Source organism: Variovorax defluvii (assembly GCF_039541515.1).
Taxonomy (GTDB): domain Bacteria; phylum Pseudomonadota; class Gammaproteobacteria; order Burkholderiales; family Burkholderiaceae_C; genus Variovorax; species Variovorax defluvii.
Genome location: NZ_BAABGJ010000081.1, coordinates 537,770 through 564,117, shown reverse-complemented (window position 1 = coordinate 564,117; position 26,348 = coordinate 537,770). Strand labels below are relative to the sequence as shown.

The 26,348-nt window shown below is 68.8% G+C and carries 22 protein-coding genes; 14 read left to right on the top strand and 8 right to left on the bottom strand.

Translation table 11 applies throughout. The annotated features are described in order from the left end of the window. The first annotated feature begins 37 nt into the window (after positions 1–37). The 3 genes from ABEA07_RS28170 to ABEA07_RS28160 all read left to right on the top strand — a co-directional run bounded on the left by ABEA07_RS28170 (position 38) and on the right by ABEA07_RS28160 (position 3,146). Positions 38–2,074: a two-component system sensor histidine kinase NtrB gene (locus ABEA07_RS28170; protein WP_345542222.1), complete on the top strand. Its 2,037-nt coding sequence runs from the start codon at positions 38–40 to the stop codon at positions 2,072–2,074. Positions 2,075–2,087: 13 nt separating this feature from the next. Next, the gene (locus ABEA07_RS28165) at positions 2,088–2,714 is read left to right on the top strand and encodes a response regulator transcription factor (RefSeq protein ID WP_345542065.1); all 627 of its coding nucleotides are present in this window, start codon (positions 2,088–2,090) and stop codon (positions 2,712–2,714) included. Positions 2,715–2,834: 120 nt separating this feature from the next. Then, positions 2,835–3,146 carry a hypothetical protein gene (locus tag ABEA07_RS28160; RefSeq protein WP_345542064.1) on the top strand — a complete coding sequence of 104 codons (312 nt, stop codon included), beginning with the start codon at positions 2,835–2,837 and terminating at the stop codon, positions 3,144–3,146. Positions 3,147–3,148: 2 nt separating this feature from the next. Here the strand turns inward: ABEA07_RS28160 and ABEA07_RS28155 are convergent, their stop codons facing one another. Then, positions 3,149–3,802: a YiaD family glycine zipper/OmpA-like lipoprotein gene (locus ABEA07_RS28155; protein ID WP_345542063.1), complete on the bottom strand. Its 654-nt coding sequence runs from the start codon at positions 3,800–3,802 to the stop codon at positions 3,149–3,151. 194 nt (positions 3,803–3,996) lie between these two features. Between ABEA07_RS28155 and mltA the strand changes: the two genes are divergently transcribed. From mltA to ABEA07_RS28130, 5 genes are all read left to right on the top strand, one after another. Beyond that, the gene (mltA, locus tag ABEA07_RS28150) at positions 3,997–5,142 is read left to right on the top strand and encodes a murein transglycosylase A (protein ID WP_345542062.1); all 1,146 of its coding nucleotides are present in this window, start codon (positions 3,997–3,999) and stop codon (positions 5,140–5,142) included. Between the two features lie 43 nt (positions 5,143–5,185). Then, entirely contained in the window at positions 5,186–5,560 is a 375-nt protein-coding gene (locus ABEA07_RS28145; protein ID WP_345542061.1) for an SMR family transporter, read from the top strand. 9 nt (positions 5,561–5,569) lie between these two features. Beyond that, positions 5,570–6,985: a UbiA family prenyltransferase gene (locus ABEA07_RS28140; RefSeq protein WP_345542059.1), complete on the top strand. Its 1,416-nt coding sequence runs from the start codon at positions 5,570–5,572 to the stop codon at positions 6,983–6,985. Beyond that, positions 6,985–8,199 carry a hypothetical protein gene (locus ABEA07_RS28135; protein ID WP_345542057.1) on the top strand — a complete coding sequence of 405 codons (1,215 nt, stop codon included), beginning with the start codon at positions 6,985–6,987 and terminating at the stop codon, positions 8,197–8,199. Before ABEA07_RS28140 ends, ABEA07_RS28135 begins: the two co-directional genes overlap by 1 nt. A gap of 148 nt (positions 8,200–8,347) precedes the next feature. After that, positions 8,348–10,621, top strand: coding sequence for a PhoX family protein (locus tag ABEA07_RS28130; protein ID WP_345542056.1), 2,274 nt, complete (start codon positions 8,348–8,350; stop codon positions 10,619–10,621). Positions 10,622–10,664: 43 nt separating this feature from the next. On the opposite strand, the gene ABEA07_RS28125 is transcribed toward ABEA07_RS28130, so the two are convergent. From ABEA07_RS28125 to ABEA07_RS28110, 4 genes are all read right to left on the bottom strand, one after another. Further along, positions 10,665–11,516 (bottom strand): ABC transporter permease, encoded by an 852-nt coding sequence (locus ABEA07_RS28125; RefSeq protein ID WP_345542055.1) that lies wholly within the window; start codon positions 11,514–11,516, stop codon positions 10,665–10,667. After that, entirely contained in the window at positions 11,516–12,349 is an 834-nt protein-coding gene (locus ABEA07_RS28120) for an ABC transporter ATP-binding protein (protein WP_345542054.1), read from the bottom strand. Before ABEA07_RS28120 ends, ABEA07_RS28125 begins: the two co-directional genes overlap by 1 nt. Positions 12,350–12,354: 5 nt before the next feature. Beyond that, positions 12,355–13,380 carry a taurine ABC transporter substrate-binding protein gene (locus tag ABEA07_RS28115; RefSeq protein WP_345542053.1) on the bottom strand — a complete coding sequence of 342 codons (1,026 nt, stop codon included), beginning with the start codon at positions 13,378–13,380 and terminating at the stop codon, positions 12,355–12,357. 80 nt (positions 13,381–13,460) lie between these two features. Beyond that, positions 13,461–14,309: an IclR family transcriptional regulator gene (locus ABEA07_RS28110; RefSeq protein WP_345542052.1), complete on the bottom strand. Its 849-nt coding sequence runs from the start codon at positions 14,307–14,309 to the stop codon at positions 13,461–13,463. Positions 14,310–14,378: 69 nt separating this feature from the next. On the opposite strand from ABEA07_RS28110, the gene ABEA07_RS28105 reads away from it, so the two are divergent. Then, the gene (locus ABEA07_RS28105) at positions 14,379–15,620 is read left to right on the top strand and encodes a pyridoxal phosphate-dependent decarboxylase family protein (RefSeq protein WP_345542050.1); all 1,242 of its coding nucleotides are present in this window, start codon (positions 14,379–14,381) and stop codon (positions 15,618–15,620) included. On the opposite strand, the gene ABEA07_RS28100 is transcribed toward ABEA07_RS28105, so the two are convergent. Further along, positions 15,614–16,084 carry an Lrp/AsnC family transcriptional regulator gene (locus ABEA07_RS28100; protein WP_345542049.1) on the bottom strand — a complete coding sequence of 157 codons (471 nt, stop codon included), beginning with the start codon at positions 16,082–16,084 and terminating at the stop codon, positions 15,614–15,616. The two genes, ABEA07_RS28105 and ABEA07_RS28100, sit on opposite strands and share 7 nt — an antisense overlap. 106 nt (positions 16,085–16,190) lie before the next feature. On the opposite strand from ABEA07_RS28100, the gene mdeB reads away from it, so the two are divergent. Further along, on the top strand, positions 16,191–18,824 hold the full coding sequence (gene mdeB, locus ABEA07_RS28095; protein ID WP_345542047.1) for an alpha-ketoglutarate dehydrogenase: 2,634 nt from the start codon (positions 16,191–16,193) through the stop codon (positions 18,822–18,824). Between the two features lie 33 nt (positions 18,825–18,857). Here the strand turns inward: mdeB and katG are convergent, their stop codons facing one another. Both katG and ABEA07_RS28085 read right to left on the bottom strand, forming a co-directional pair. Beyond that, positions 18,858–21,110 (bottom strand): catalase/peroxidase HPI, encoded by a 2,253-nt coding sequence (gene katG / locus ABEA07_RS28090; protein ID WP_345542046.1) that lies wholly within the window; start codon positions 21,108–21,110, stop codon positions 18,858–18,860. 165 nt (positions 21,111–21,275) lie between these two features. Further along, the gene (locus tag ABEA07_RS28085; protein ID WP_345542044.1) at positions 21,276–21,503 is read right to left on the bottom strand and encodes a hypothetical protein; all 228 of its coding nucleotides are present in this window, start codon (positions 21,501–21,503) and stop codon (positions 21,276–21,278) included. A 232-nt stretch (positions 21,504–21,735) separates the two neighbouring features. Here ABEA07_RS28085 and ABEA07_RS28080 point away from each other — a divergent pair, with 232 nt between their 5' ends. The 4 genes from ABEA07_RS28080 to ABEA07_RS28065 all read left to right on the top strand — a co-directional run bounded on the left by ABEA07_RS28080 (position 21,736) and on the right by ABEA07_RS28065 (position 25,799). Beyond that, positions 21,736–22,767 (top strand): Bug family tripartite tricarboxylate transporter substrate binding protein, encoded by a 1,032-nt coding sequence (locus ABEA07_RS28080; protein WP_345542043.1) that lies wholly within the window; start codon positions 21,736–21,738, stop codon positions 22,765–22,767. A gap of 101 nt (positions 22,768–22,868) precedes the next feature. Continuing rightward, on the top strand, positions 22,869–23,390 hold the full coding sequence (locus ABEA07_RS28075) for a tripartite tricarboxylate transporter TctB family protein (RefSeq protein WP_345542041.1): 522 nt from the start codon (positions 22,869–22,871) through the stop codon (positions 23,388–23,390). A 30-nt stretch (positions 23,391–23,420) separates the two neighbouring features. After that, positions 23,421–24,950, top strand: coding sequence for a tripartite tricarboxylate transporter permease (locus ABEA07_RS28070; RefSeq protein WP_345542040.1), 1,530 nt, complete (start codon positions 23,421–23,423; stop codon positions 24,948–24,950). 12 nt (positions 24,951–24,962) lie between these two features. After that, complete coding sequence (locus tag ABEA07_RS28065; protein WP_345542038.1) at positions 24,963–25,799, top strand: cytidylate kinase family protein; 837 nt, start codon at positions 24,963–24,965, stop codon at positions 25,797–25,799. The last annotated feature ends 549 nt before the right edge of the window (positions 25,800–26,348 follow it).

Sequence of the window (26,348 nt, the reverse complement as noted above, 5' to 3'; positions counted from 1 at the left end):
AGACGTGTCCTCGACCACCCTCCCTCTCGCCAGGACCGTGCGCGGTGCCATCACCGGCCTGCGCTCGCTGCGATCGCTGCACACGCTGTGGCAGCGCTGGTTCCTGTGGGTGATCCTGGCCGTGCTGGTGGTCGCCCTGCTGGCCACCGTGGTCTGGCTGGCCGGGCGGCACGAGGTCGAACAGGTGCAGACCGCGCTCGACCGCGACACGGCCGATGCCGTGTCCGATCTGCGCAGCGGCCTGCAGCGCAACGCCCAGAGCCTGCGTGCCACGCAGGCCGGTGGCCTGGACCCCGAGCATTGGTCGGTGGAGGCGAGCGCGCTGCTGCGCCAGCACCGCGAGTGGCTGCGCCTGGAATGGCGCGACGCCCGCCTGCGCACGCGGGCCGCCGTCGACACCCCGTACCGCCGACGCGTGTTCGAGGACGAAAGCCGCGGGCCCGACCAGCCCGACATCGTTCAGGCCTGCGCGGGTGCGCGCAAGGCCAGCGGGCCGGTCTATTCATCAAGCCACTACGTACCCGCCGCGTCCGGGAGCGGCCTCGAGGTCATGGAGCTGTGCCTGCCGGTGGAAGGCGGCGGCTTTTTCGTCGCCACTTACTCGCTGCGCGACACGCTGATCGAACTGGTCGCACCCACCCTGACGCGCGGGCAGGAAGTCGCCTTCACCGAGGTCGACGGCACCCGCCTCGTGGCGGTCGGCGCCGCGCGCCGCGTCGGCACGCGCGTGTTCACCTCGCAGCAGATGGTCGAGCTCCCGGGGACCGCTCTGATCCTGCGCGTCGACGGCTGGCGCGCCGCGCCCGACCTCTTTCCCAACCTGCTGACCGGCCTGGTCACCGCGATCTCGATCGCGCTGGTGTCGGTGCTGGTGCTGCTGGCGCGCGACACCCGGCGGCGGCTGAAGGCCGAGCACGACCTCGCCGATGCGCTCGCTTTCCGCAAGGCGATGGAGGACTCGGTCATCACCGGCCTGCGCGCACGCGACCTGCAGGGGCGCATCACCTACGTCAACCCGGCCTTCTGCGAGATGGTGGGCTTCAGCGCCGAAGAACTGACGAACCACGTGGGCGACGTGCCCTACTGGCCCACCGAACTGGCGCAGGAATACCGCCAGCGCCAGGCCCAGCGCATGGCCGGCGGCGTGCCGCCGCGCGAAGGCTTCGAATCGATCTTCATGCACAAGGACGGCCGGCGCTTCCCGGTGCTGATCTTCGAAGCGCCGCTGATCAACGCCCAGGGCGCGCAGACCGGGTGGATGAGTGCCTTCATCGACCTGAGCGAACAGCGTCGCATCGAGGAGCTCTCGCGCGCCAGCCAGGAGCGGCTGCAGGCCAGCGCGCGGCTGGCCACCGTCGGCGAGATGGCCTCGCTGCTCAGCCACGAGCTCACCCAGCCGCTGGCCGCCATCGCCAGCTACGCGAGCGGCTCGCTCAACCTGCTTCGCCATGCCGGCCATTCGACGGGCGACCACGGCGAAGTCGCGATGGCGGTGCGCCGCATCGCCGAGCAGGCCGACCGCGCCGGCCAGGTCATCCGCAGCGTGCACGACTTCGTGCGCCGTCGCGAACGCACGCGCGAGGCGGTCGCGCCGCAGGCCTTGCTCGACGCCGTGCTGCCGCTCGTGCGGCTGCAGGCCCGCAAGCTCGGCGTGCGAATCGACGTCCACGTCGAGGAGCGCCTGCCGCGCGTGCAGTGCGACCGCACGCTGGTCGAGCAGGTGCTGCTCAACCTCGCGCGCAACGCGATGCAGGCGATGGACCTGCCCGAGCTCAGCGATCGCGTGCTGCAGCTGCGCGTGCTGATCGCGCGCACGGTCGGCGAGAGCGGCGGCAACGCGGGCAAGGCCGACATGCGCCGCTGGATCGAGTTCTCCGTCGCCGACCGCGGCGGCGGCATCAGCGCCGAGGTCGCGGCGCGCCTCTTCACGCCCTTCTTCACCACGCGCCCGGACGGCATGGGCCTGGGCTTGAGTCTGTGCCGCACGGTGGTCGAGCAGCATGGCGGCGCGCTGGCCTACGAGCCGAACCGGCCGCGCGGCACCGTCTTTCGCTTCACCCTGCCGACGGCCTGAATCTATTTTTGCGATGCAACCCTTGATCGATGCCCTCATCTTCATCGTCGACGACGACGCCAGCGTGCGCGAGGCGCTGGCCTGGCTGTTGCGCTCGCGGCGGCTGGTGAGCGAGCAGTACGCCAGTGCCGAGGACTTCGAACAACGCCTCGCGGAGGGGCCCTTGGCCGATCAACCGCACTGCCTGCTGCTGGACGTGCGCATGCCGGGCACCAGCGGCCTGGTGCTGTTCGACCGCCTGGCCGAGCGCGGCCTGCTCGAGGTGCTGCCGGTGATCTTCCTCACCGGCCATGCCGACGTGCCCACTGCCGTCGATGCGGTCAAGCGCGGCGCCTTCGATTTCTGCGAGAAGCCTTTTTCCGATAACGCGTTGGTCGATCGCATCGAACATGCGCTCGGCGCCTCGCTGCGCGCGGTGGAGGCGCAACGCGGGCGCCGCCTGCTGACGCGCCGCGTCGCGGAACTGACCGAGCGCGAGCGCGAAGTGATGCGACGCGTCGTCGAAGGGCTGCCCAACAAGTTGATCGCCGACCAGCTCTCGATCAGCGTGCGCACGGTGGAGGTTCACAGGGCGCGTGTGTTCGAGAAGATGGAAGTGAAATCGGCGGTCGAACTGGCAAATCTGCTGCGCGATATCTGAGACGCTCGAGGCCAGTGCAACTCGGACTCTGAAGGCGCACCATCAGCCCTGTTGCGTCCGGATACGTCTGGCCGCTTGACGCCCGCCAGGTCACGCGCAAAATCCATGCTGCATTGCAGCATGGACACCCTGACCGAATACCTGCGAATGGGTCTCGAGGATCTCGCGGCAGACGTGGCTCACGCCCGCCGGCGAGAAGAACTCGGGCGCCTGGCCTTGCTGTGCTTCTGCGAGATCCGTCCCTGGGCCCGACGGGCGGAGGAAGAGCATCTCGCGGCCAAGGCCAGTGCGATGTCGGCGCAATCGGTGCCGACCAGCCGCAACGCTTTCCTCAAGAGAATGGACGCGCTGATCACCGAACTCGAGCAGGCCTGCGAGCGCGCGGGCCTGCTCGAGTCGGCGGCCGATCTTCGGCGAGCGCGCTCCGTGTAGCTTCAGCCCTGGGGTCGTTCGCCCACGTAGATTTCAACCCGGCGGTTCTGCGCCCGCCCCGCTTCGGTGTTGTTGTCCGCGATCGGCTCGCGCGAGCCGCGGCCCTCGATGCGGAAGGCCTGCTGCGCCACGCCACGGGAGATCAGGTAGTCGCGCGTGCTGGCCGCCCGCTCCACCGACAGCGGGTTGTTGATCGCGTCGGTGCCGGTGCTGTCGGTGTGGCCGATGATGCGCACCTCCGCATTCGGGTTGTTGCGCAGCCCGTTGGCGAACTGGTTGAGGATGGGCACGAAATTCGGCTTGATCGTCGAGCGGCCGGTGTCGAAGGACACATCGCTCGGGATCGCGAGCTTGAGCTCGTTGTTCTGCGTCTGCGTGACCGCGATGCCGGTGCCTTGCGTGGCGGCCTGCATCTCGCGCTTCTGCGCTTCCATGCGCTGCGACCACAGGTAGCCGCCGAGCGCACCGGCCGCTGCACCCACCGCGGCGCCGGTGCCGATGGCACGGCTGTTGCCGCCGGTGGCGGAGCCGATGGCGGCACCACCCAGTGCGCCGATGCCTGCGCCGATGCCGGTGTTGCGCTGCGTGTCGCTCATGCCGGCACAGCCGGACAACAGCACCGCCAGCGCGGAATTGGCCAGGACGAGTTTCTTCATGGAATCCCTTTCGTCAATGGAAGAGCAACGCTCATTATGGCGAGCGCCCCGAGGGTGGCTCGTCGGACGGAGGCGCTTTTTCGTCCTCCTCGTCCGCGTGCAGTTCACCGCGCCTGCGGCCCGAGAACATGGTCCACCACACGATCAGCGCCAGCAGGATTCCGGCACCCAAGGCTTCAAGCAAAATCAAACCCATGAACAGAGGATTCCAGTGGTTGGTGGCGCTGACGATCGTAGCAATGCTGGCCGCATGCTCGGTCGGGCCGCTCCAGCCCGAAGGGCGGGCACCCACCGCGCCCGCCGCCACGTCCACCCCGCCGCGTGAACTCGGACCGCTGACGGGTTCGCTCAACCATCCGAAGAGCCGCTGGGTGCCGGTGCCCTGGTCCGAATTGCCCGGCTTCGAGGACGATGCGCTGCACGAGGGCTGGAGCGCGATGATCGCCAGCTGTGCCCGTCCCAACGCCGCCTTCGCCTCGTTGTGCCGCGAGGTGCGCCAGCTCGCGCTGGCCGAAACCGAGGAGCAGCGCCAGTGGATGCGGCAGCGCCTGCAGCCCTACCGTGTCGAATCGCTCGCGGGTGAAGCCGAGGGCAAGCTCACCAGCTACTACGAGCCGGTGTTCGAGGCGTCGCGCCGCCCCACCGCGATGCACACCGTGCCCCTCTACCAGGCACCCGTGGGCCTGGTCGCGCGCCGGCCCTGGTTCACCCGGCAGGAGATCGACACCCTGCCGCAGGCCCAGGCGGCGCTGCGCGGGCGCGAGATCGCCTGGCTGGCCGATCCGATCGACGTGCTGATGCTGCACATCCAGGGCTCGGGCCGCCTGCGCATCACCGAGCCCGACGGCACGCAGCGCACTGTGCGCGTGGCCTTCGCCGCCACCAACGAGCAACCCTATCGCAGCGTGCAGCAATGGCTGCAGAGCCAGGGCGCGACCAAGGTCAGCCTGTGGCCGGACGACACCAAGCAATGGGTGGCGCAGAACCCGCAGCGCCTGTCGCAGTTGCTGTGGAGCAACCCGCGCTACGTTTTCTTTCGCGAGGAGCCCTTGTCCGACGTGGACGCGTCCGCCGGCCCCGTCGGTGCGCAGGGCGTGCCGCTGACGGCTGGCCGCTCGATCGCCGTCGACCGCGACAGCATCCCCTATGGCACCCCGGTGTGGCTGGCCTCGCCGGGGCCCGCCTTGCCGCTGGCGAAGCTGGCGGTGGCGCAGGACACCGGCAGCGCCATCGTGGGCGCGGTGCGCGCCGATTACTTCGCCGGCACCGGCGCCGAGGCGGGGCGCATCGCTGCACGTGTCAATCAGCCACTTCGTCTATGGGTCTTGTGGCCCAAGTGAAAAACGACCGAGGCATGATTCCTGCCTACGCGCAGGAATCACGATGACGCTCCCCACCTTCTCCATCATCTTCGCGGGCGTGCTGCTGAATTCGGTGGCGCAGCTGCTGCTCAAGGCGGGTGCCAGGACGCTGGGGCAGGTGTCGATGGGCAGCCTGGCTTCGCTGATGGCCGCTGCCTGGGGCGCCGGCACGCAACCGTGGGTTCTGCTGGGCCTGGTCTGCTATTTCGTCAGCGCCGGGCTCTGGATCCTGGCGCTGACACGGGTGGACGTGACGGTCGCCTACCCCATGCTGTCGATGGGCTACGTCATCGCCGCGCTGCTCGCGTGGCAGATCTTCGGCGAGCCGCTCACCGCCAACCGCGTGCTGGGCATCGCCATCATCCTGATCGGCGTCGTCGTCCTGAGCCGGGGCTGAGAAGATGCCATGAACCCGCTCTACGTCGACCTCGACGGCACGCTGATCGCCACCGACTCGCTGCATGAATCGCTGCTGAAACTGGCGCGTACCGAGCCCGTGGCGCTGTTCTCGCTGCCGCTGTGGGCGCTGCGCGGGCGGGCCGCATTCAAGAAGGAGGTGGCGAGCCGCGTCACCCTCGACGCCGAGACGCTTCCCTACCGGCCCGAGGTGCTCGAGCTCGTACGCCGCGCGCGCGCCGGGGGGCGGCGCACGGTGCTGGCCACCGCCGCCGACGGGCGCCTGGCGCGTGCGGTGGCCGCGCACCTGGGCCTGTTCGATGCCGTGATCGCCTCCGACGGCGAACACAACCTGCGCGGCGCCGCCAAGCGCGCGGCGATCGAGGCGGACGCCGGGGCACGGGGCTTCAGCTACGCCGGCAACGGCCGGATGGACCTGGAGGTCTGGCGCGGTGCCCTGTCGGGCGTGGTGGTGAGCCGTTCCGATGCGCTGGCGCGCCGTGCCGCCGCGCTGGTCACGGTGGAGGCGCGCATCGTGCCGCCGCGACCTTCGCTGCAACGCTACCTCTACGGCGTGCGCTTGCACCAGTGGCTGAAGAACGTCCTGATCTTCCTGCCGCTGATGCCGGTGCTGCACGAACTCACGCAGCCCATCCTGGTGCATGCCGCGCTCGCCTTCCTGGCCTTCGGCTTGATGGCTTCGGGCATCTACGTGTTCAACGACCTGCTCGACCTGGAGTCCGACAGGCGCCATCCGCGCAAGCGGCTGCGGCCCTTTGCCTCGGGCGAGATCACGGCCTCCACGGGTCTTTCGATGGCCGGCCTGCTGTGCGCGGGCTCGCTGGGCCTGTCCGTCGCCCTGCTTCCCCCGGCCTTCGTGAGCGTGCTGCTGTTCTACATGGCGCTCACCACCGCCTATTCGCTCTTCCTCAAGCGGCGCGCGGTGGTGGATGTGTTCACGCTGGCCGGTCTCTACACCGTGCGTGTGGCGGCGGGTACCGCGGCCACGGGGCTGCCGTTGTCCTTCTGGATCCTCTCGTTCTCCCTGTTCATCTTCCTGAGCCTGGCGCTGGCCAAGCGCTACGTGGAACTCAGCGGCTCGGTGCAGGAAGTGAAGCGCATGAAGCGCGACCGCGGCTACCACCCCGCCGACCTGCCCTTCGTGCTGTGCGCCGGCGTGGCGGCCGGGCAGATGGCGGCGCTGCTGCTCGGCCTCTACCTGCACGACCAGGAGATGCTCGCGCGCTACAAAAATCCCGAGTACCTGTGGGTGCTGGTCCCGGTCTTCCTGTTCTGGACCATGCGCATCTGGCTCAAGGCGATCCGGGGTGCGCTGCACGACGATCCGGTGGTTTTCGCCGCCCGCGACTGGGTCAGCCGTCTGGCACTGGGCATCGGTGCGGTCGCGCTGTGGCTGGCGGGTTGATGAAGAATCGCGGGATTGCCTGGGACGTGCTGCTGGCCGCCCTGCTCTGCGTGCTGGCGCTGGCCGTGCTGGCAACGCTGACGCGCCAGCTGCCGGCGGCCCTGTTCGCCCGCGAGCAGGGCCTGGACGCCTGGTTCCAGGCCGACATGCCGCGGGTGCTCGCCAACATGGTGGACGCCGGCAGCAACCACTACCGCACCAAGGTCCACCCGATCGCCTCGATCCTCATCCATCCCGTCGTCGGCGGCCTGCGCCTGCTGTGGCCGGGGACCGACCTGCAGGCGGGGATGCGCTTCATCGGCATCGTGGCCGTCCTGTGGATCTGCGGCTTCTATGCGCTCGCCCGGCTGCTGGGCTGCGGCCGTTTCGCCACGGCCTGCTTCTCGCTGATGGCGATCGGCAGCGCGGGCTTCCTGTTCTGGTTCTCGGTGCCCGAGACCTATGCGCCGGGCTCGCTCACGCTCCTGGCGGTACTGCTGGCTGCGGCGCTGGCCGCGCGCCGGCCGGTGAGCGACCGCCTCATCGTCGACGTCAGCATCGCGAGCCTGGCCATCACCGTGACCAACTGGGTGGCCGGACTGGCGCTGGCGCTGGTCGAACGGCCCTGGCGGCGCGCGCTCGGCCTCAGCGCCGTCGCCTTCGCCGTGGTGGCGGTGCTGACGGTGCCACAGCGCCTCTTCTACAGCTACGCCAAGTTCTTCTTCCTCGGAAGCCGCGAGGAGCTCGACTACATGAACCTCCAGGCGTCCGGCACGTGGCTGCACAGGCTCGCGGGCATGTTCTGGTCGACCTTCAGCCTGCCCGAGCTGCAGGCCTTGCCCGCCGATGAGGTGCAGCGCCTGCCGCAGCTCTCGGTCCAACTGAGCAGCCCGGCTTCGGGCGGCTGGATCGGCATGGCCGCGCTCGGCTTGTGGACGCTGCTGCTGCTGGCCGGCGCATGGGGGCTGGCGCGTTCGCCGGCGTGGCGCCGCTTCGGCGCCGTGCTGGGCCTCACGCTGGGGGCGCAGGTGCTGCTGCACCTCGTCTACGGCGAGGAGACCTTCCTCTATGCCGCGCATTTCCTGCCGCTGCTGATGGCGGTCGCGCTGTTCTCGGTCCGCGTCCTGCCAGGCGGCCTGGCGGCTTCGATGGCCTTGCTCGCCGCCGGCCTGGCGGCCTTCCACAACACTGCCACGTACGAGGCGGCCGTCCGCCTGCTCCAGCAGGCGCCCTGACGTGCATTGCCTGCGCAGCCAGCGCGGTGTGAAGTCGGTCGAAGGCCGGTGCGCCGGGCCCACCCTGGAAGGCGCTTGACTTCGGGGTGTCACATTGAACTTTTAGCGTACCGGGGTTTTCAACCATGCCCCGCAGAAAGAAGTACGCATGACCGCCAAGACCCGGCAGGACGCTGCTGCCGTCGATCCCGATGACATCGGCCACAACACCACCGACAACCCCGCCTTCAACGACATCGTCGCCTCGCGCCTGAACCGCCGCCACCTGCTCGGCTTCGGCGTCGGGAGTGCCGGCATGGCGCTCTTGCAGGCCTGCGGCGGCGGCGGTGGTGGCGGCTTCCCCGTTCTGCCGCCCGCGCCCCCTCCCGCGCCGGCACCTGCTCCCGCTCCCGCTCCTGCGCCGGCGCCGGCTCCTGCCCCGGCCTCGCCCAAGCTCGGCTTCGGCGCCGTGTCCAAGAGCCTGGCCGACGCCGTGACCGTGCCGGCCGGCTACACCGCCACCGTGCTGTACCGCCTCGGCGATCCGATCGCCGCCGGCGTGCCCGCCTATGCCAACGACGGCACCGATGCGCCGGCCACCTACGACCGCCGCGCCGGCGACCACCACGACGGCATGACCTTCTTCGGCATCGACGCGTCGAACAAGTGGGACCCGGCCGCTGCCGCGCGCGGCCTGCTGGTGATGAACCACGAAGCCATCACGCCGCTGTTCCTGCATCCCACCGGCCAGACCACCAGTGGTACCGGCAACGCGCAGGCGCGGACCGTGCCCGACGAAGTGCTGCGCGAGTTCTACCTGCATGGCGTGAGCGTGGTCGAGGTCAGCAAGGGCGCCGGCGGCTGGCGCTACAAGCAGGACTCCACCTTCAACCGCCGCGTCCATACGCTGACCGAGATGGCCTTCGCCGGCCCGGCCGCCGGCACCGACTACCTGAAAACCAAGTTTTCGCCCGACGGCAGCAAGACCCGCGGCACGCTCAACAACTGCGCCAACGGCACCACCCCGTGGGGCACCTACCTCACCTGCGAGGAGAACTGGGCCGGCTACTTCCGCCGCATCGCCGCCACCGACAACCCCCAGCGCAGCGCCAGGGAAATCGCCTCCTTCGCCCGCTACGGCGTCGCCGGCACCGGCCGCGAGCTGTGGGCCACCGTCACGCCCGATACGGCCGACGGCCTCTACGGCCGCTGGAACACCGAGGTGATCACCGGCGCCGCCACCTCCGCCGACGACTACCGCAACGGCGCCAACACCTACGGCTGGGTGGTGGAGATCGATCCCTTCACGCCAGGAAGCACCCCGAAGAAGCGCACCGCCCTCGGCCGATTCGGCCACGAAGGGGCCTGCCTCGGCCCGGTCGTGGCCGGCAAGCCGCTGGTCTGGTACATGGGCGACGACGCGCGCAACGAGTACATCTACAAGTTCGTTTCGACGAAGAACTGGGACCCGGCCGACATCGGCGGCGGCATCGCGGCCGGCGACAAGTACATGGACGACGGTCGCCTCTACGTCGCGCGCTTCAACGCCGACGGCACTGGCGTGTGGCTGGAACTCAAGCTGGGCGTGAACAACATCGGCGCCAGCTACGCACCCTATGCCTTCGCCGACGCAGCCGACGTGGTGATCAACGCCCGCCTGGCCGCCGATGCCGCCGGCGCCACCAGGATGGACCGCCCCGAGTGGACGGCCGTCAACCCGAAGACCGGCGAGGTTTACGTGACGCTGACCAACACCAACGGCAGCGCGCGCCCGATCGCCGCCGCCGACGCCGCCAACCCGCGCTACTACAACGACCCCAAGGGCCCGTCCGGCACCGCGCAGACCGGCAATCCGAATGGCCACATCGTGCGCTTCGCCGATGCCGGGGGCGACCCGGCGGCGCTGAGCTTCAACTGGGACGTGTACCTCTTCGGCGCGCGCGCCACCGCCTCGGCCGACATCAACCTCTCGGGCCTGGTGGCCGACAACGACTTCTCCAGCCCCGACGGCCTGTGGTTCAGCCGGGCCACCGCCGGCCTGCTGTGGCTGGAGACCGACGACGGCGCCTACACCGACGTCACCAACTGCATGCTGCTGGCCGCGCTGCCGGGCAAGGTGGGAGACGGCGCGGCCAGGACCATCACCAACACCAATGGCAGCACCACGCGCGAGCAGGCCACCTTCGTCGGCAAGGCGCCCGGCACGGAGGGCCTGCGCCGCTTCCTGGTCGGCCCGAAGGAATGCGAAATCACCGGCATCGCCGAATCCGGCGATGGCCGCGCACTGTTCGTGAACATCCAGCACCCTGGCGAGGACACGCCGGCGGCGAGCATCGGCACCCCGGCCCAGTTCGGCAGTCACTGGCCCGATGGCGGCAACGCGCGTCCGCGCTCGGCGACCATCGTGATCACCAAGGACGACGGCGGCATCGTCGGGCTCTGAGCCCGTCCGGCCCGGCCGCGCTGCGCCGCCGGGTGCGGCGCGGTCAGTCCTTGCCGCTCCAGTGCACCAGCAGGCCCTCGGCCGCGTGCACGAGGCGGTCCAGTGCGAAGCCCAGCGTGGCCATGATCACCACCCCGACCAGCACCACGTCCGTCGAGAGGTACTCCGCCGCCGTGAGAGACAGCCACGCAATGCCGTCCGAGGTGGCGGTCAGTTCGGCGGCCACCAGCATCGTCACGGCGATCGAGATCGCCATGCGGATCGCGGTGAAGATGCCGGGCAGACTGGCCGGGAAGATCACGCGCCAGAACACGGTCGAGGCGCTCGCGCCCAGCGCCTGCGCGGCCTGGATCTTCTTCTGGCTCACGGAGCGCACCGCCTGCATCGCGCCGATGGCGATCAGCGGAAACACCGGCCCCGCGATCAGCACGATCTTCGAGGTGTTGCCGATGCCGAACCACACGATGAAGAGCGGCAGCAACGCCAGCTTCGGCACCGGCCGGATGGCCTGGATCGGCGGCTCCAGGATGGCGCGCACCGAGCGTACCGAGCCCATCAGCAAACCCAGCGGCACCCCCACCAGCACGCAGAACGCGAAGGCCGTGCCGAAGCGGAAGAAGCTGACGCCGAAGTGGTGCGCGAGGCTGTTGCCCTGGTAGCCCTGCTGTGCGAGCCGGATGAAGGCGCGCACCACGTCGAGCGGCGAGGGCAGGAAGATCGGATTCACCAGCGGTGCCCACAGGCCCGAGCCGGTCACGGCCGCCCACAGCAGGAGCAGGCCCAGCAGCGTGCCGCCGGTAAGCCAGCGATCGCGCCGGTCGGCGCGGTCCGCGCTGCGCCTGTCGTCGTGGATGGGTTCGAAGCCTTCGGCGGCGAGCGGGGGACTGGTCGACATCACGCCTGGCTCTCCAGATGCTGGGCACGTTGGGATTCGGCGCGCAGCAGCGCCAGGATCTGCCGCTTGGCTGCCGAGAACGCCGGCGTCGCCGCAACCAGCGGGTCCGGGTCGGCGCTGAAGTGCGAGCGGAAGGCGGCCTTGACGCGGCCCGGCCGCGCGCTCATCACCACGATGTGGGTGGCGAGGAACAGCGCTTCCTCGATCGAATGGGTGATCCACAGCACGGTCGAGCCGGTGCGGCGCCAGATACCGCGGATCTCCTCTTGCAGCAATTCGCGCGTCTGCTGGTCGAGCGCCGCGAAGGGCTCGTCCATCAGCAGGATCTCGGGCTCGTTGGCCAGCGCGCGGGCAATGCCCACGCGCTGCTGCATGCCGCCCGAGAGCTGGTAGGGGTACTTCGAGGCGAAGGCCTCCAGTCCGACCAGCGCCAGCAGCCGGCGCGCGGATTCGCGCGCCTTCGCGGCCGGCACGCCGCAGGAACGCGGACCGAAGGCCACGTTCTCCAGCACCGTCATCCAGTTGAACAGCGCGCCCTGCTGGAACACCACGCCGCGCTCGGCGCCCGGCCCGGTGATGGGCCTGCCGTCGAGCAGCGCCCGGCCGCTGGTCGGGCGCTCGAAGCCGGCCACCACGTTCAGCAGCGTCGTCTTGCCGCAACCCGAAGGGCCGACCACGCAGAGGAAATCGCCGCGTTCGAGCGTGATGTCGAGCGGCGCCAGCGCCAGCACGGCCTCCGGCCCCGTGCCGAAGGTCTTGGACAGGCCCTCCACCACCAGCTTGGCATGGTCGCGCCGGGCACCGCCGGCCATGTCGATCGCTTCGATCTGCATGGGGTTCACACCATCTTCGCGACGAAGCTGCTGTCGACAAACCTGGACAAGTCGGGCGGAATCGCCTTGACCTGGTCCGCGTTCTTCAGGAACTCGGCCTGCGCCATCAGCGTGTCGAGCACGCCCGTCTTCTTCGCGCCGGGGGCGCCCATCCATGTGTCGGTGAGCATCTCGCGCGGCGTGATCGTGTGCGTGCTCTTCGCCACCGTCAGCGCTGTCTCGGGCGGCAACTGCAGGTACGGCGCCATCACCTCGGCCACCTGGGCCGGCTGCTCGCGGTAGATGCCGTTGATGCGGTCGAGCTCCTTCAGGTAGATCAGCACCAGGTCGGGGTGCTTCTGCTTGAACTCCTCGCGCACGACGATGCCGTCGAAGATGACGGTGCCGCTCGCGATCAGGTCGCCGCTGCGGAAGATCACCACGCCGCCTTCGGCGGCCAGCTTGGGCAGCACGGGGTTCCAGATGTAGGCGGCGTCGATGTCCTTGCGCTGCCAGGCCGGCACGATGCCGTCGGACTTGAGGTTGACCAGTTGCAGGTCCGAGGGCGTGAGCCGAACCGTCTTGAGCGCCGCCAGCAGGGCGAAATGCGCCGAGCTGTTGAACGGGCAGCCGATCTTGCGCCCCTTGAGGTCGGCGAGCCCCTTGATGCCGCTGTCGCCGCGCGCCATCAGGCATTCGTCGTCCTTGATGACCTTGTGCACGTAGACCATCGAGATCGGCAGGCCCTGCGTGAAGCCGACCACCATCGGGCTGGAGCCGATGTTGCACAGGTCCATGCTGTTGCCGGCCATGGCCGTGAGGATCTGCGGACCGGCCGTGACGCCCACGTACTCGACCCGCGCCTTGGCGCCCATGGCCTTCTGCATCGAGCCCGTGGCCTTGGAGAAATTCTGCTGGTTCGCCGAGGGGAAGTGGCCGAGCATCGCCTTCGCAGGCTCCTGCGCGAAGGCTCGCCCGCCCAGCGTGAGCAGGCCGATGTTGGCCGCAAGCAGCCCCAGTTCACGTCGATTCAAACCGCTGGTTCCATGCATGTACGCGCTCCTCGAAGGAAAGTGGAAGAACAATCAGACAAACAAAAAGTCCGCGATGGCGATGCATCGCGCCGCTGCGCTCAGGCCGCCCTGGCCAGCGGGCTGCCGCCGCGCGGGGCCACCGGTGCGATCGGCGGCACCTTGTCCACCGGCGCGCCGAAGGCCCGTTCGATCGTCCGGGCGGCCTGCTGGATCAACGGCATCGAGGCGTCGAGCCAGGCCTGCGTCAGCTTGTGCACCGGGACGGCGACGTTCAGCGCGGCCACCGTCTGCCCGCCCGTGCCGGTGAGCGCGACCGCCACGCCGCCGACCTCGAGTCGCCAACTGCTGCGGCTGATCGACCAGCCACGCGCCCGCACCTCGGCCAGCTCCGCGAGGAGTTCGTCGCGCGTCGCGATGGTGTGGGGCGTGAGCTGTTCCAGGCGCTGCGGCAGCACCCGCGCCACTTCCTCATCCCGCATCGTGGCCAGGATGGCCAGGCCGGAGGACCCGCAATGCGCCGGCGTCCGGTCGCCGATGTTGGCGTGCACCCGCACGGCATTCGGCGAGTCGGCCAACTGGATGCATACCGTGTGGTCGACCTCGAACATCGCGAGTGCCACGCCTTCCGAAATGTCGCGTGCCAGCTGGGCCATGTGAGGCTGCGCCAGCCGGCCGAATTCCACCGGTCCGGCGTGACAGCCGATTTCCCAGGCCCGCAGGCCGATCACGTAGCGCTGGTCGCTCTGGCGCCGCACCAGCCCGCGTTGCTGGAGGATGCCCAGCAAGGGGAGCACGCTGGACTTCGCCATCCCGATCGCGGCCGCGATCTCGGTCAGGGTGAGCGGGCGGTCGTGCGCGACCAGGCAGTCCAGCACGTCCAGGCCGCTGTTGAGCCCGGAACGCGAGCGCGCCTTGGTGTTCGGTTTTGTCGAATCATCATTTGGCATTGACGAATCATAGGTCGGTCATGAAAATCAGGTCAATAGCTTCGAACACCAAGGACGACGATGACGCGGATGACCATGCCCGAACACGGAATGCCCAGGGAGGCGGTGCTGCAGGCCCTGCGCGACCGCAAGGCCGGCGACGCCGACTGGGAGCACGGCCGGGTGCCGCTCTATGTCTTCAAGGCCACCGACGAGGTGGCGCGGATCGGGCGCGACGCCTTCTTCGAGTACTTCTTCGAGAACGCGCTGGGCGGCGCCCGGGCCTTCCCGAGCGTGCGGCAGATGGAGAGCGAGGTGGTGCAGATGGCGCTGGGTCTGCTGACCGCGCCGCCCGATGCACAGGGCTTCATGAGCACCGGCGGCACCGAAAGCATCATCCAGGCGGTGCAGACCTGCCGCGACTGGACGCGCCAGCAACGCGGCCGGCCGACGCTGCGCGGCAACATCGTCGCCCCCGAGTCGGTGCACCCCGCCTTCGACAAGGCGGCGCGGCTGATGGACCTCGAAGTACGCCGCGTGCCCGTCGGCCCCGATTGGCGTGCGGACGTCGCCGCCATGGAAGAGCGCGTCGATGCCGACACGCTCATGCTGGTCGGCTCGGCGCCCTGCTTCCCGTACGGCGTGGTCGACCCGATCGCCGAACTCGGTGCGCTGGCGCAGGCGCGCGGGCTGTGGCTGCACGTGGATGCCTGCGTGGGCGGCTACATCGCTCCCTTCGCGCGCATGCTCGGCCGCGCGATTCCGGCCTTCGATTTCGGCGTCGCGGGCGTGTGCTCGATCTCGGCCGACCTGCACAAGTTCGGCTTCTGCCCCAAGCCCGCCTCGACCGTCTTCTATCGCAGCAGTGAGCTGGCACGCTGCCACGCCTTCGACTTCGACGGGTGGCCCAGCGGCCGTTTCCTCACCTCCACCATCGCCGGCACCCGCCCGGCGGGCGGGGTGGCCGGGGCCTGGGCCGTGTTCCACTGCCTGGGCATCGAGGGCTACAAGCGGATCGCGGCGGAACTGCTCGACTTCGTGGACCGCTTCCAGGCCGGCGTGCGTGCGATCCCGGGCATGCACATCGTCGGCGAGCCGCACCTGTCGCTGGTGGCGTTCGGCTCCGACGAGGTCGACGTGTTCCGCGTGGCCGAGCTGATGTCGGCGCAGGGCTACCTGCCCGGCCTCGTGCAGAAGCCCCGGGCGCTGCACCGCATGATGTCGCTGGTGCACGAGCCGGGGGCGGCAGAGTACCTCGATGCGTTGCGCGACGCCGTCGATGCGGTTCGCGGCGCGCCCGCGTCGAGGGCCACCATCTCGGCCAGTTACTGAGCCGATGGCAACGGCAGCGCCGTCTTGTAGCGCACCTGCTTGAGCGCAAAGCTCGAGCGGATCTTTTCGACGCCCGCAATGGGCGTGAGCTGCTCGAGGATGAATTTCTCGAGCGCCGCGATGTCGGCCACGGCGACCCGGATCAGGTAGTCGCTGTCGCCGGTCATCAAGTAGCACTCCATCACCTCGTCGTGTTCGGCGATGCGCTGCTCGAAGTCGGCCAGCGACTTCTTGCTCTGCGTCTTCAGGCTGATCGAGATGAACACGTTCAGCCCCAGCCCCAGGGCCGACGCGCTGGCCAGTGCCACGTAGCGCTGGATCACGCCGGCCGCCTCCAGCGCCTTCACGCGCGCGAGGCAGGGCGAGGGCGAGAGGTGGACGCGCCGCGCCAGTTCGACGTTGGAAAGCGCGCCGTCGCGTTGCAGCTCGTCGAGAATGCGCAGGTCGATGGCGTCCAGTTGCATGAAATGCTTCAGAATGGCCGGATCGCGGCATTCTATGCTGCGACGCAGGAATAATGCCCGCCTGAACGGCAGCCTATTCCATGCATCGCAGCCTAAAGTGCGGCTCATGAACGCACCGCTCTCCCCCGACCACCTGCGCGCCCTGCTCGACATGTCCAGCAACGACATCGACCCCGACGAGACCGCCGAATGGCGCGAGGCCTTCGCCGCGCTCGCCGAGACGCACGGGCCCGAGCGAGCGCGTTGGATGCTCGACGAGCTGGCCCGCGTCGCCCGCAGCCAACGCATCGGCTGGCAGCCCGAGCTGGCCACGCCGTACGTCAACACCATCGCGGTGGAGGCGCAGCCACCCTTCCCCGGCGACCTGGCGATCGAGGAGCGCCTCGCCTCGCTGATGCGGTGGAATGCGCTGGCGATGGTGGTGCGGGCCAACCAAGCCTATGGGGAGCTGGGCGGGCACATCGCCAGCTATGCCAGCGCGGCGGACCTGTTCGAGACGGGCTTCCATCACTTCTTCCGTGCGCGAGATGCGGCCCATCGCGGTGACCTCGTGTTCTTCCAGCCGCACAGCGCCCCCGGCGTCTATGCGCGTGCGTACCTCGAAGGCCGCCTCACCGAAGAAGACCTCCAGCACTACCGCCAGGAGCTCAGCGCGCCCGCGCACGGCGCGCGCGGCCTGAGCAGCTACCCGCACCCCTGGCTGATGCCGGACTTCTGGCAGTTCCCCACCGGCTCGATGGGCATCGGCCCGATCAGCTCGATCTACCACGCGCGCTTCATGCGCTACCTCACCCACCGCCATCTGCTCGATTGCGAAGGCCGCAAGGTGTGGGGCGTGTTCGGCGACGGCGAGATGGACGAGCCCGAATCCATGAGCGCGCTCACGCTCGCGGCGCGCGAAAAGCTCGACAACCTCGTGTGGGTGGTCAACTGCAACCTCCAGCGCCTGGACGGCCCGGTGCGCGGCAACGGCCGCATCATCGACGAGCTGGAGAAGCTTTTCGCCGGCGCCGGCTGGAACGTGATCAAGCTGGTCTGGGGCAGCGACTGGGACGGACTGTTCGCGCGCGACACCAGCGGCGCCCTGGTGCGTGCCTTCGCCGACACGGTGGACGGCCAGATGCAGACCTTCGCCGCCAAGGATGGCCGCTTCAACCGCGACAACTTCTTCGGCCAGAACGAGGCGCTCGCGCGGCTGGTGGAAGGCCTCACCGACGAGCAGATCGATCGCCTCAAGCGCGGCGGCCATGACCTGGTGAAGATCCATGCCGCCTACGCCGCGGCCGCCGCGCATCGCGGCCAGCCGACCGTCATCCTGGCCCACACGAAGAAGGGCTACGGCATGGGCAGCGCCGGCCAGGGCAAGATGACCACGCACTCGCAGAAGAAGCTGGACGACGCGGACCTCATCGAATTCCGCAACCGCTTCAGCCTGCCGCTGTCCGACGATCAGGCCACCTCGCTGGCCTTCTACAAGCCGCCCGCCGACAGCCCCGAGATGCGCTACCTGATGGACCGGCGCGCCGCGCTCGGCGGCAGCATGCCGCGCCGCGAGACCGCCTGCGAGACCGTCGCCAAGCCGGAGATCGCGGCCTATGCGCAGTTCGCCGTCGCCGCCGCCGGCAAGGAAATGAGCACCACCATGGCCTTCGTGCGGGTGCTGGGCAACCTCATGAAGGACCCGGTGCTCGGCCCGCGCGTCGTGCCCATCGTCGCCGACGAGGCCCGCACCTTCGGCATGGCCAACCTGTTCAAGCAGGTGGGCATCTACTCCAGCGTGGGCCAGCGCTATGCGCCGGAGGACATCGGCTCGGTGCTCTCCTACCGCGAAGCCACCGATGGGCAGATCCTCGAAGAAGGCATCAGCGAGGCCGGCGCCATCGCCAGCTGGACGGCCGCGGCGACCAGCTACAGCGTGCATGGCCTGGCGATGCTGCCCTTCTACATCTACTACTCGATGTTCGGCTTCCAGCGCGTGGGCGACCAGATCTGGGCCGCGGCCGACCAGCGGCCGCGCGGCTTCCTGCTGGGTGCGACCTCGGGCCGCACCACGCTGGGCGGCGAGGGCCTGCAGCACCAGGACGGATCGAGCCACCTGGTCGCCGCCACCATTCCCAACTGCAAGGCCTACGACCCGGCCTTCGCGGGCGAGATGGCCGTGATCGTCGATGCCGGCATCCGCGAAATGATGGTCGAGCAGAAGGACGTCTTCTACTACGTCACGCTGATGAACGAGAACTACGCCCAGCCGGACCTGCCGGCCGAGGCGGGGGCCGAGGTGCTGCGCGGCTGCTGGCGCTTCAGGGCCGCGTCGGGGCAGGGCCGGCCGGTCACGCTGATGGGCTCCGGCGCGATCCTCACCGAGGTGCTGAAGGCCGCGGAACAGCTCGCCGCCGAAGGCATCGATGCGGAGGTCTTCAGCGTCACCAGCTGGAGCGAGCTGGCGCGCGACGGCCAGGCCTGCGAGTCGCGCGCGCTCTCGGGCGAGGCCGAACCCGGCATGCCCTTCGTGACGCAGCAGCTGAGCGCCGGCCGCGGCCCGGTGATCGCCGCCACCGACTATGTGCGTGCGGTGCCGGAGAGCATCCGTGCCTTCGTGCCCGAAGGCCGGCGCTACCTCACGCTGGGCACCGACGGCTTCGGCCGCAGCGACACGCGTGCGGCGCTGCGCGGTTTCTTCGGGGTGGACGCGGCGAGCATCGCGCGTGCGGCGCGGCACGCGCTGGGCCGAGGGGGCTGAGCGGCGCGAGCCGCCCGGCCGGCGCTTCGACGATCAGGCCGCGAGGTCGAAGCGATCGAGGTTCATCACCTTCGTCCAGGCCGCGACGAAGTCGTCGACGAACTTCTTCTGCGCGTCCGAGCTGCCGTAGACCTCGGCCAGGGCGCGCAGCACCGAGTTGGAGCCGAACACCAGGTCCACGCGCGTGCCGGTCCAGCGGGCCTGGCCGGTCTTGCGGTCACGGCCCTCGTAGAGGCCCTCGCCGCTGGGCTTCCACTCGGTGGCCATGTCCAGCAGGTTCACGAAGAAGTCGTTGGTCAGCTGGCCCGGCTTGTCGGTGAAGACGCCGTGCTTCGAGCCGCTCGCGTTCGCGCCCAGCACCCGCAGGCCGCCCACCAGCACCGTCATCTCGGGCGCGGTCAGCGTCAGCAACTGGGCCTTGTCCACCAGCAGCGCCTCGGCGGGGACTGCGAAGCGCGCCTTCTGGTAATTGCGAAAGCCGTCGGCCACCGGTTCCAGCGGCGCAAAGGACGTGACGTCGGTCTGCGCCTGCGAGGCATCGGTTCGGCCGGGCGCGAAGGGCACCGTCACATCCTGCCCGGCATCCTTCGCCGCCTTTTCGATGGCCGCGCCGCCGGCCAGCACGATCAGGTCGGCCAGCGAGACCTTCTTGCCGCCGGCGGCCGAGCCGTTGAACTCGGCCTGGATGCTTTCCAGCACCTCCAGCACCTTGGCCAGTTGCGCGGGCTGGTTGGCTTCCCAGTCCTTCTGCGGCGCCAGGCGGATGCGCGCTCCGTTCGCGCCGCCGCGCTTGTCGCCGCCGCGGAAGGTGGAGGCCGAGGCCCAGGCCGTGGCGACAAGCTCACCGACGGTCGGGCCGGAGGCCAGCACCTTCGCCTTGAGTGCGCCGATGTCGGCCGCGTCCACCAGCGGGTGGTCGACGGCGGGCACCGGGTCTTGCCAGATCAGCTCCTCGGCAGGCACCTCGGGGCCCAGGTAGCGCGCGCGCGGGCCCATGTCGCGGTGCGTGAGCTTGAACCAGGCCCGCGCGAAGGCGTCGGCGAACTGGTCCGGGTGGGCCATGAAGCGGCGCGAGATCTTCTCGTACTCCGGATCGAAGCGCAGCGCCAGGTCGGAGGTCAGCATGGTGGGCAGCAGCTTCTTCGACGGATCGTGCGCGTGCGGGATCGTCGGCTCCGCGTTCTTGGCCACCCACTGGTGCGCGCCGGCCGGGCTCTTGGTCAGCTCCCACTCGTAGCCGAAAAGGTGCCAGAAGAAATCGTTGCTCCACTTGGCGGGCGTGCGGGTCCAGGTGACTTCCAGGCCGCTGGTGATCGTGTCGGCGCCGCGGCCGGTGCCGAATTTGTTGCGCCAGCCCAGGCCTTGCGCCTCGAGATCGGCAGCCTCGGGCTCGGCGCCGACGTTGTCCGCCGGGCCGGCGCCGTGCGTCTTGCCGAAGGTGTGTCCGCCGGCGATCAGCGCCACGGTCTCTTCATCGTCCATGGCCATGCGGCCGAAGGTGTCGCGGATGTCCTTGGCCGAGGCGATCGGGTCGGGTTTGCCGTCCGGGCCCTCGGGGTTCACGTAGATCAGGCCCATCTGCACGGCGGCCAGCGGGTTCTCCAGGTCGCGGGTGTGTCGCACCTGGCTGTCGTCGTCCTTGACGAGCACGCCGTGCTCGTCGTCGACGCCCGGCGATCCCTTGGCATAGCGTTCGTCGCCGCCCAGCCAACGGGTCTCGCGCCCCCAGTAGATGTCCTGATCGGGTTCCCAGGTGTCCTCGCGGCCCCCGGCGAAGCCGAAGGTCTTGAAGCCCATGCTCTCCAGCGCCACGTTGCCGGCGAGGATCATCAGGTCGGCCCAGGAGATGTTGCGGCCGTACTTCTGCTTGATTGGCCACAGGAGCCGGCGCGCCTTGTCCAGGCTCACGTTGTCCGGCCAGCTGTTCAGCGGCGCGAAGCGCTGCTGGCCGCGCCCGGCGCCACCGCGGCCGTCACCGATGCGGTAGGTGCCGGCGCTGTGCCAGGCCATGCGCACGAACAGGCCGCCGTAGTGGCCGAAGTCGGCCGGCCACCAGTCCTGCGAATCGGTCATGAGCGCCGTGAGGTCCTTCTTCACCGAGGCGAGGTCCAGGCTGTCGAACGCCTTGGCGTAGTCGAAATCCTCGCCCATCGGGTTGGACTTGCTGGAGTGCTGCGACAGCAGGTCCAGTCTCAACTGATTGGGCCACCAGTCGCGGTTGTCGGTACCGTTGCCGGCGGCGCCGTGGTTGAAAGGGCACTCGGCGCCGGGCTTGTCGTTGCTCATGGGTTCCTCCATCGTCGCGTGGTAGTGGGGGGACGTGCATTCTTGACCACGACGCGGGACTTGCGGATGAATACCGTCAATCGCCTTCATTGAGACGGCGATGCCCAGGCACCGCCCACTGGGCCGGTGCTGGAGACTATGAACCAGGCTTGGGGACGGTGGGCTTCAGCGCAGTCCGACGCGCGAGGCATGCCAGCGCAGCACCGCGGCGCGATGCGGATCGGTCGCCTCGATCCGGTTCGCACGCTGGTACAGCGCGCGCATCTCTTCCACTTCTTCGATGATCCGGCCCGGGCTGAGCAGGGCATCGAGCAACATGCCGGCTTCATGCGCGAAGGCCTTGAACGCGCCTTGCCACGTGCGCGAACGAGAAGAACGGTCACGGCCTGACATGCAATGAACTCCTGCAATGGGGGATGGTGGAAGAAGCCGATCTTATAGGGTTTACCCGAGCCGACTGGGTGACCCGGCCCGATGCCCTCGGGCCGGGCTAACCCGGATGCGGAATCTCGAAAAAAGTTGACCCCGGTCAAGCAGCGTTTCGCGGCCCCGCGCGCAGCATTCGCGCACTGGGACTTCCCTGCGAATCCAGGCAAAGAAGAACGCAGCTTCAACAGGAGACAACATGATTGAACGCATCGCTTCGCGCGCCCGCGCCTTCCCCGCCAAAGTGCTCACCGCCGCCGTGCTGGCGCTGGCCGGCACCACGCCCGCGCTCGCCGCGTGGGAGCCCACCAAGCCGGTGGAGTTCGTGATCCCTGCCGGCACCGGCGGTGGCGCCGACCAGATGGCGCGGCTCATCCAGGGCATCGTCATCAAGCACAAGCTGATGAAGGAGCCGCTGATCGTCGTCAACAAGTCGGGCGGCGCCGGCGCCGAAGGATTCCTCGCGGTCAAGGAGGCCAAGGGCGATCCGCACAAGATCGTGATCTCGCTGTCGAACCTCTTCACCACGCCCATGGCCACCGGCGTGCCCTTCAACTGGAAAGACATGACCCCGGTCGCGATGATGGCGCTCGACCAGTTCGTGCTGTGGACCAACGCCGAGCAGCCCTACAAGACCGCCGGCGAGTATGTCGCCGCGGTGAAGGCGGCCGGCCCGAACAAGTTCAAGATGGCCGGCACCGGCTCCAAGCAGGAAGACCAGATCATCACCGTGGCGCTGGAGAAGGCCACCGGAACCAAGTTCATCTACGTCCCCTTCAAGGGCGGCGGCGAGGTGGCGGTGCAACTGGTGGGCGGCCACGTGCATTCCACCGTCAACAACCCCATCGAGGCGGTGGCCCAGTGGCGCGCCGGCAAGCTGCGCGCGCTGTGCGTGTTCGACGACGAGCGCATGCCCTACAAGGAGAAGGTGACCGACACCCAGTCGTGGAACGATGTCCCGACCTGCAAGGAAGCTGGCGTTCCGACCAGGTACACCATGCTGCGCGGCATCTTCATGCCCTCCGGCGTGAGCAAGGACCAGCTCGCCTTCTACGTCGACCTGCTGACCAAGGTGGCCGCGACGCCGGAGTGGAAGGAATACATGGAGAAGGGCGCCTTCAATCCGACCTTCATGAGCGGCGACGACTTCAACAAGTGGCTCGCGACGGCGGAAGTCACGCACCGCACGCTGATGACCGAGGCCGGCTTCATCGCCGCCAACGCGAAGTAGGGCGGCCACGCGCCGTCCGCGGGGCGGGCGCCAGGCCATAGCGCCCGGTGGCGCGCCGCCCGCACCCGATCCTTTTTGTCGACTCACACGATGGGGGCTCCATGGAGCACGAAGAGAATTCCGAGGGCGCGGTGCGCGCCGGCGTACCCACCTACCTGGTCGAAGCGGTCGCCGCGGCCATCCTGCTGGTCATCGGCCTGACCGTGGTCTTCGAGAGCCGCAAGCTCGGCGCGGGCTGGACCACCGACGGGCCCGGCGCCGGCTACTTCCCCTTCTACATCGGCGTGATCATCGTCATCTCGGGCGCCGGCATCCTCTACCAGGCCCTGCTCGGCAAGAACCGCAAGACCGAAGCCTTCGTCGACGCGGTGCAGTTCCGGCGCGTGCTGTCGGTGCTGCTGCCGGCCACCGGCTACGTGCTGGCCATCACCTTCCTCGGCCTGTACGTCGCCTCGGCGATCTACATCGCGCTCTTCATGGTGGTGCTGGGCAAGTACTCCTGTATGAAGAGTGTCCTGATCGGCGTGGCCGTCAACGCGCTTTTCTTCTGCATGTTCGAAGTCTGGTTCAAGGTGCCGCTATACAAGGGCTCGCTCGATCCGCTTCGCTTTCTCGGCTACTGAGCCCTACGAACTCCACGGAGCGAACCCGAAATGGATGAAATCAGCGCCCTGCTGCAGGGCTTCGCCGTGATCCTGACGCCCATGAACATCGTGCTGATGTTCGTCGGGATCATCCTGGGTGTGCTGATCGGCGTGCTGCCCGGCCTGGGCGGCGCCAACGGCGTGGCGATCCTGCTGCCCCTGACCTTCACGATGTCGCCCACCTCGGCGATCATCATGCTGTCCTGCATCTACTGGGGCGCGCTCTTCGGCGGCGCCATCACCTCGGTGCTGTTCAACATCCCCGGCGAGCCCTGGTCGGTCGCCACCACCTTCGACGGCTATCCGATGGCGCAGCAGGGCCGGGCCGGTGCGGCGCTCACCACCGCCTTCACCTCCTCCTTCATCGGTGCCTTCCTGGCGGTGGTGATGATCACCTTCCTCGCGCCGCTGGTGGCCAAGTTCGCGCTCAAGTTCGGCTCGCCCGAGTTCTTCGCGGTCTACCTGCTCACCTTCTGCAGCTTCGTCGGCATGGGCAAGGGCTCGCCCTTCAAGATCCTGGCCTCGATGGCGCTGGGCTTCGCCCTTGCCAGCGTGGGCATGGACACCGTCACCGGCCAGTTGCGGCTGACCTTCGGCCAGCCCGAGCTGATGCGCGGCTTCGACTTCCTGATCGCGGTCATCGGCCTGTTCGGCATCGGCGAGATCCTGCTGTCGATGGAGGAGGGGCTCAAGTTCTCCGGCAAGAGCGCGAAGATCGATCCCAAGGTGGTGCTGCAGACCTGGAAGCAGCTGCCGCAGTACTGGGTCACCTCGCTGCGCAGTTCGCTGATCGGCATCTGGATGGGCATCACCCCCGGCGGCGCCACGCCGGCCTCCTTCATGAGCTACGGCCTGGCCAAGAAGATGTCGAAGAAGGGGCCCAAGTTCGGCACCGGCGAGATGGAGGGCGTGGTCGCCCCCGAGACCGCTGCGCATGCCGCCGGCACCAGCGCCCTGCTGCCGATGCTGGCGCTGGGCATCCCCGGCTCACCCACCGCGGCCGTGCTGCTGGGCGGCCTGCTGATCTGGGGCCTGCAGCCGGGGCCGCTGCTCTTCGTCGAGCAGAAGGACTTCGTCTGGGGTCTGATCGCCAGCATGTACCTGGGCAACGTGGTCGGCCTGATCGTGGTGCTCAGCACCGTGCCGCTGTTCGCCTCGATCCTGCGCATTCCCTTCTCCATCATCGCGCCGGTGATCATCGTGATCTGCGCCATCGGCGCCTACACCGTGCACAACGCGATGCTCGACATCTGGTTCATGCTCGGCTTCGGCGTGGTGGGCTATGTGTTCAAGAAGCTCGACTTCCCGCTCGCGCCGCTGGTGCTGGCCCTGGTGCTGGGCGACAAGGCCGAGGACTCCTTCCGACAGGCCATGCTGGTGTCGCAGGGCGACGTCGGCGTGATGTGGTCGAACCCGCTGGTGGGCGGCATCACCACGCTGGCGCTGACCATGCTCTTCTGGCCGCTGATCTCGAAGGTGCTGGCGATGATCAAGCCGAAGAAAATCGACGAATTCGCCGCTGAGCGGCCGGTGGATTGAGGAGGCCGCAGCATGCCCGTGATTGCCATGACCCAGGAGATGGGGTCCCTCGCCAAGGACGTCTCGCTGCAGCTTGCCGACGCCCTCGGCCTGGCCGTGATGCGCCACGAGGCCATCGAGCGCGTGGCCGACCGCGCCCAGGTGTCGACCAGCCTGATCGGCCGGCTGCGCGACGGCAAGGCCGGCCTGGTGGAACGCCTGACCACGGACAAGCGCAGCGTCGCGCTCTACACCGCGGAGGAGGTGTTCTCGCTGGCCGATGCGGGCAACGTGGTCCTTCGCGGCTGGGGCGCGACCTGCCTGCTGCGGCCGGTGCCGCATGTGGTGTGCGTGCGCATCACGCGCTCGCTGAAGAAGCGGGTGGAGTGGCTGATGGCGCATCTCGACACCGACGACGCCGAGTTTGCGGAGGCGGAGATCCGGCGCAGCGACCATGCACACGCGTCGCGGATGCACGAGCAGTTCGGGGTGACGTGGGGCGACCCGGTGCTTTACGACATCGTGCTCAATACCGACCGCGTGTCGGTCGAGAGTTGTGTCGAGCAGATTCGGCGGATGGTGAACTGTCCGGAGTTTGCGGAGACGCCTGCTTCTCGCGCGTTGCTGGCCGACATGGCGCTGGAGGCGCGCGTGCGGGCGGCGCTCAAGGAGCATCCGCAGACGCGCGACACCAGCATCACGGTGCAGGCGAAGCAGGCGCAGGTGCGGCTGCGCGGCATCGTGCTCGATGCGGAGGAACGGGAGCAGGCGGAAAGCGTGGCGGCTGGGGTGCCGGGGGTGCGTGGGATGGCGAATGAGCTGCGGCTGATGAGCAGCTCGCGGCGCTTTGCCTCAGCCAAGCAAACGTGAGCGCAGCCGAAGGTGTGACGAGGGTCTTGTCGTAGAAGGCCGCGTAACCGACGGGCGTATGGTCCCGCGGCTCCGCTGGCCGGGCTGAGGCGGTGCGATCCAAATTGAGGCTTTGAGGCTTTGAGGCTTTGTTTTGGCCTTGCTTGTTGTTTGGCGCAGGAGCCGGGAATTCGCCCCGGCGGGCGAGTTACTTTCTTTGTCTCGCCAAAGAAAGTAACCAAAGAAAGGCGACCCCACTGTGCGCGTCCCTCCGCTTCGCTACGGGCAACCTGCGGTGCTCGCGCAACCGGCCCCGCCGCAGAACTCGCTACGCGCCCTTCGGGCGCTGCGCTCAAACAGCTGCGGCGAGTCAGATCACGAAGCACGCCTGTCCTTCGGCAGGCGTGCGGGCCGGTTGCACTCCGCTCCTCGGCACGCACAGAGGGGAGTGGGTCGGGCCATCGCTGCGCTCGGCCACCAACGGCTCGCTGCGCTTCGCGGAGAGTGTCCAGACCGATAGCTTGCTTCGCATGGCGAAGCCCCCGGCGCGTGCGCATGCGCAGCGTGTGA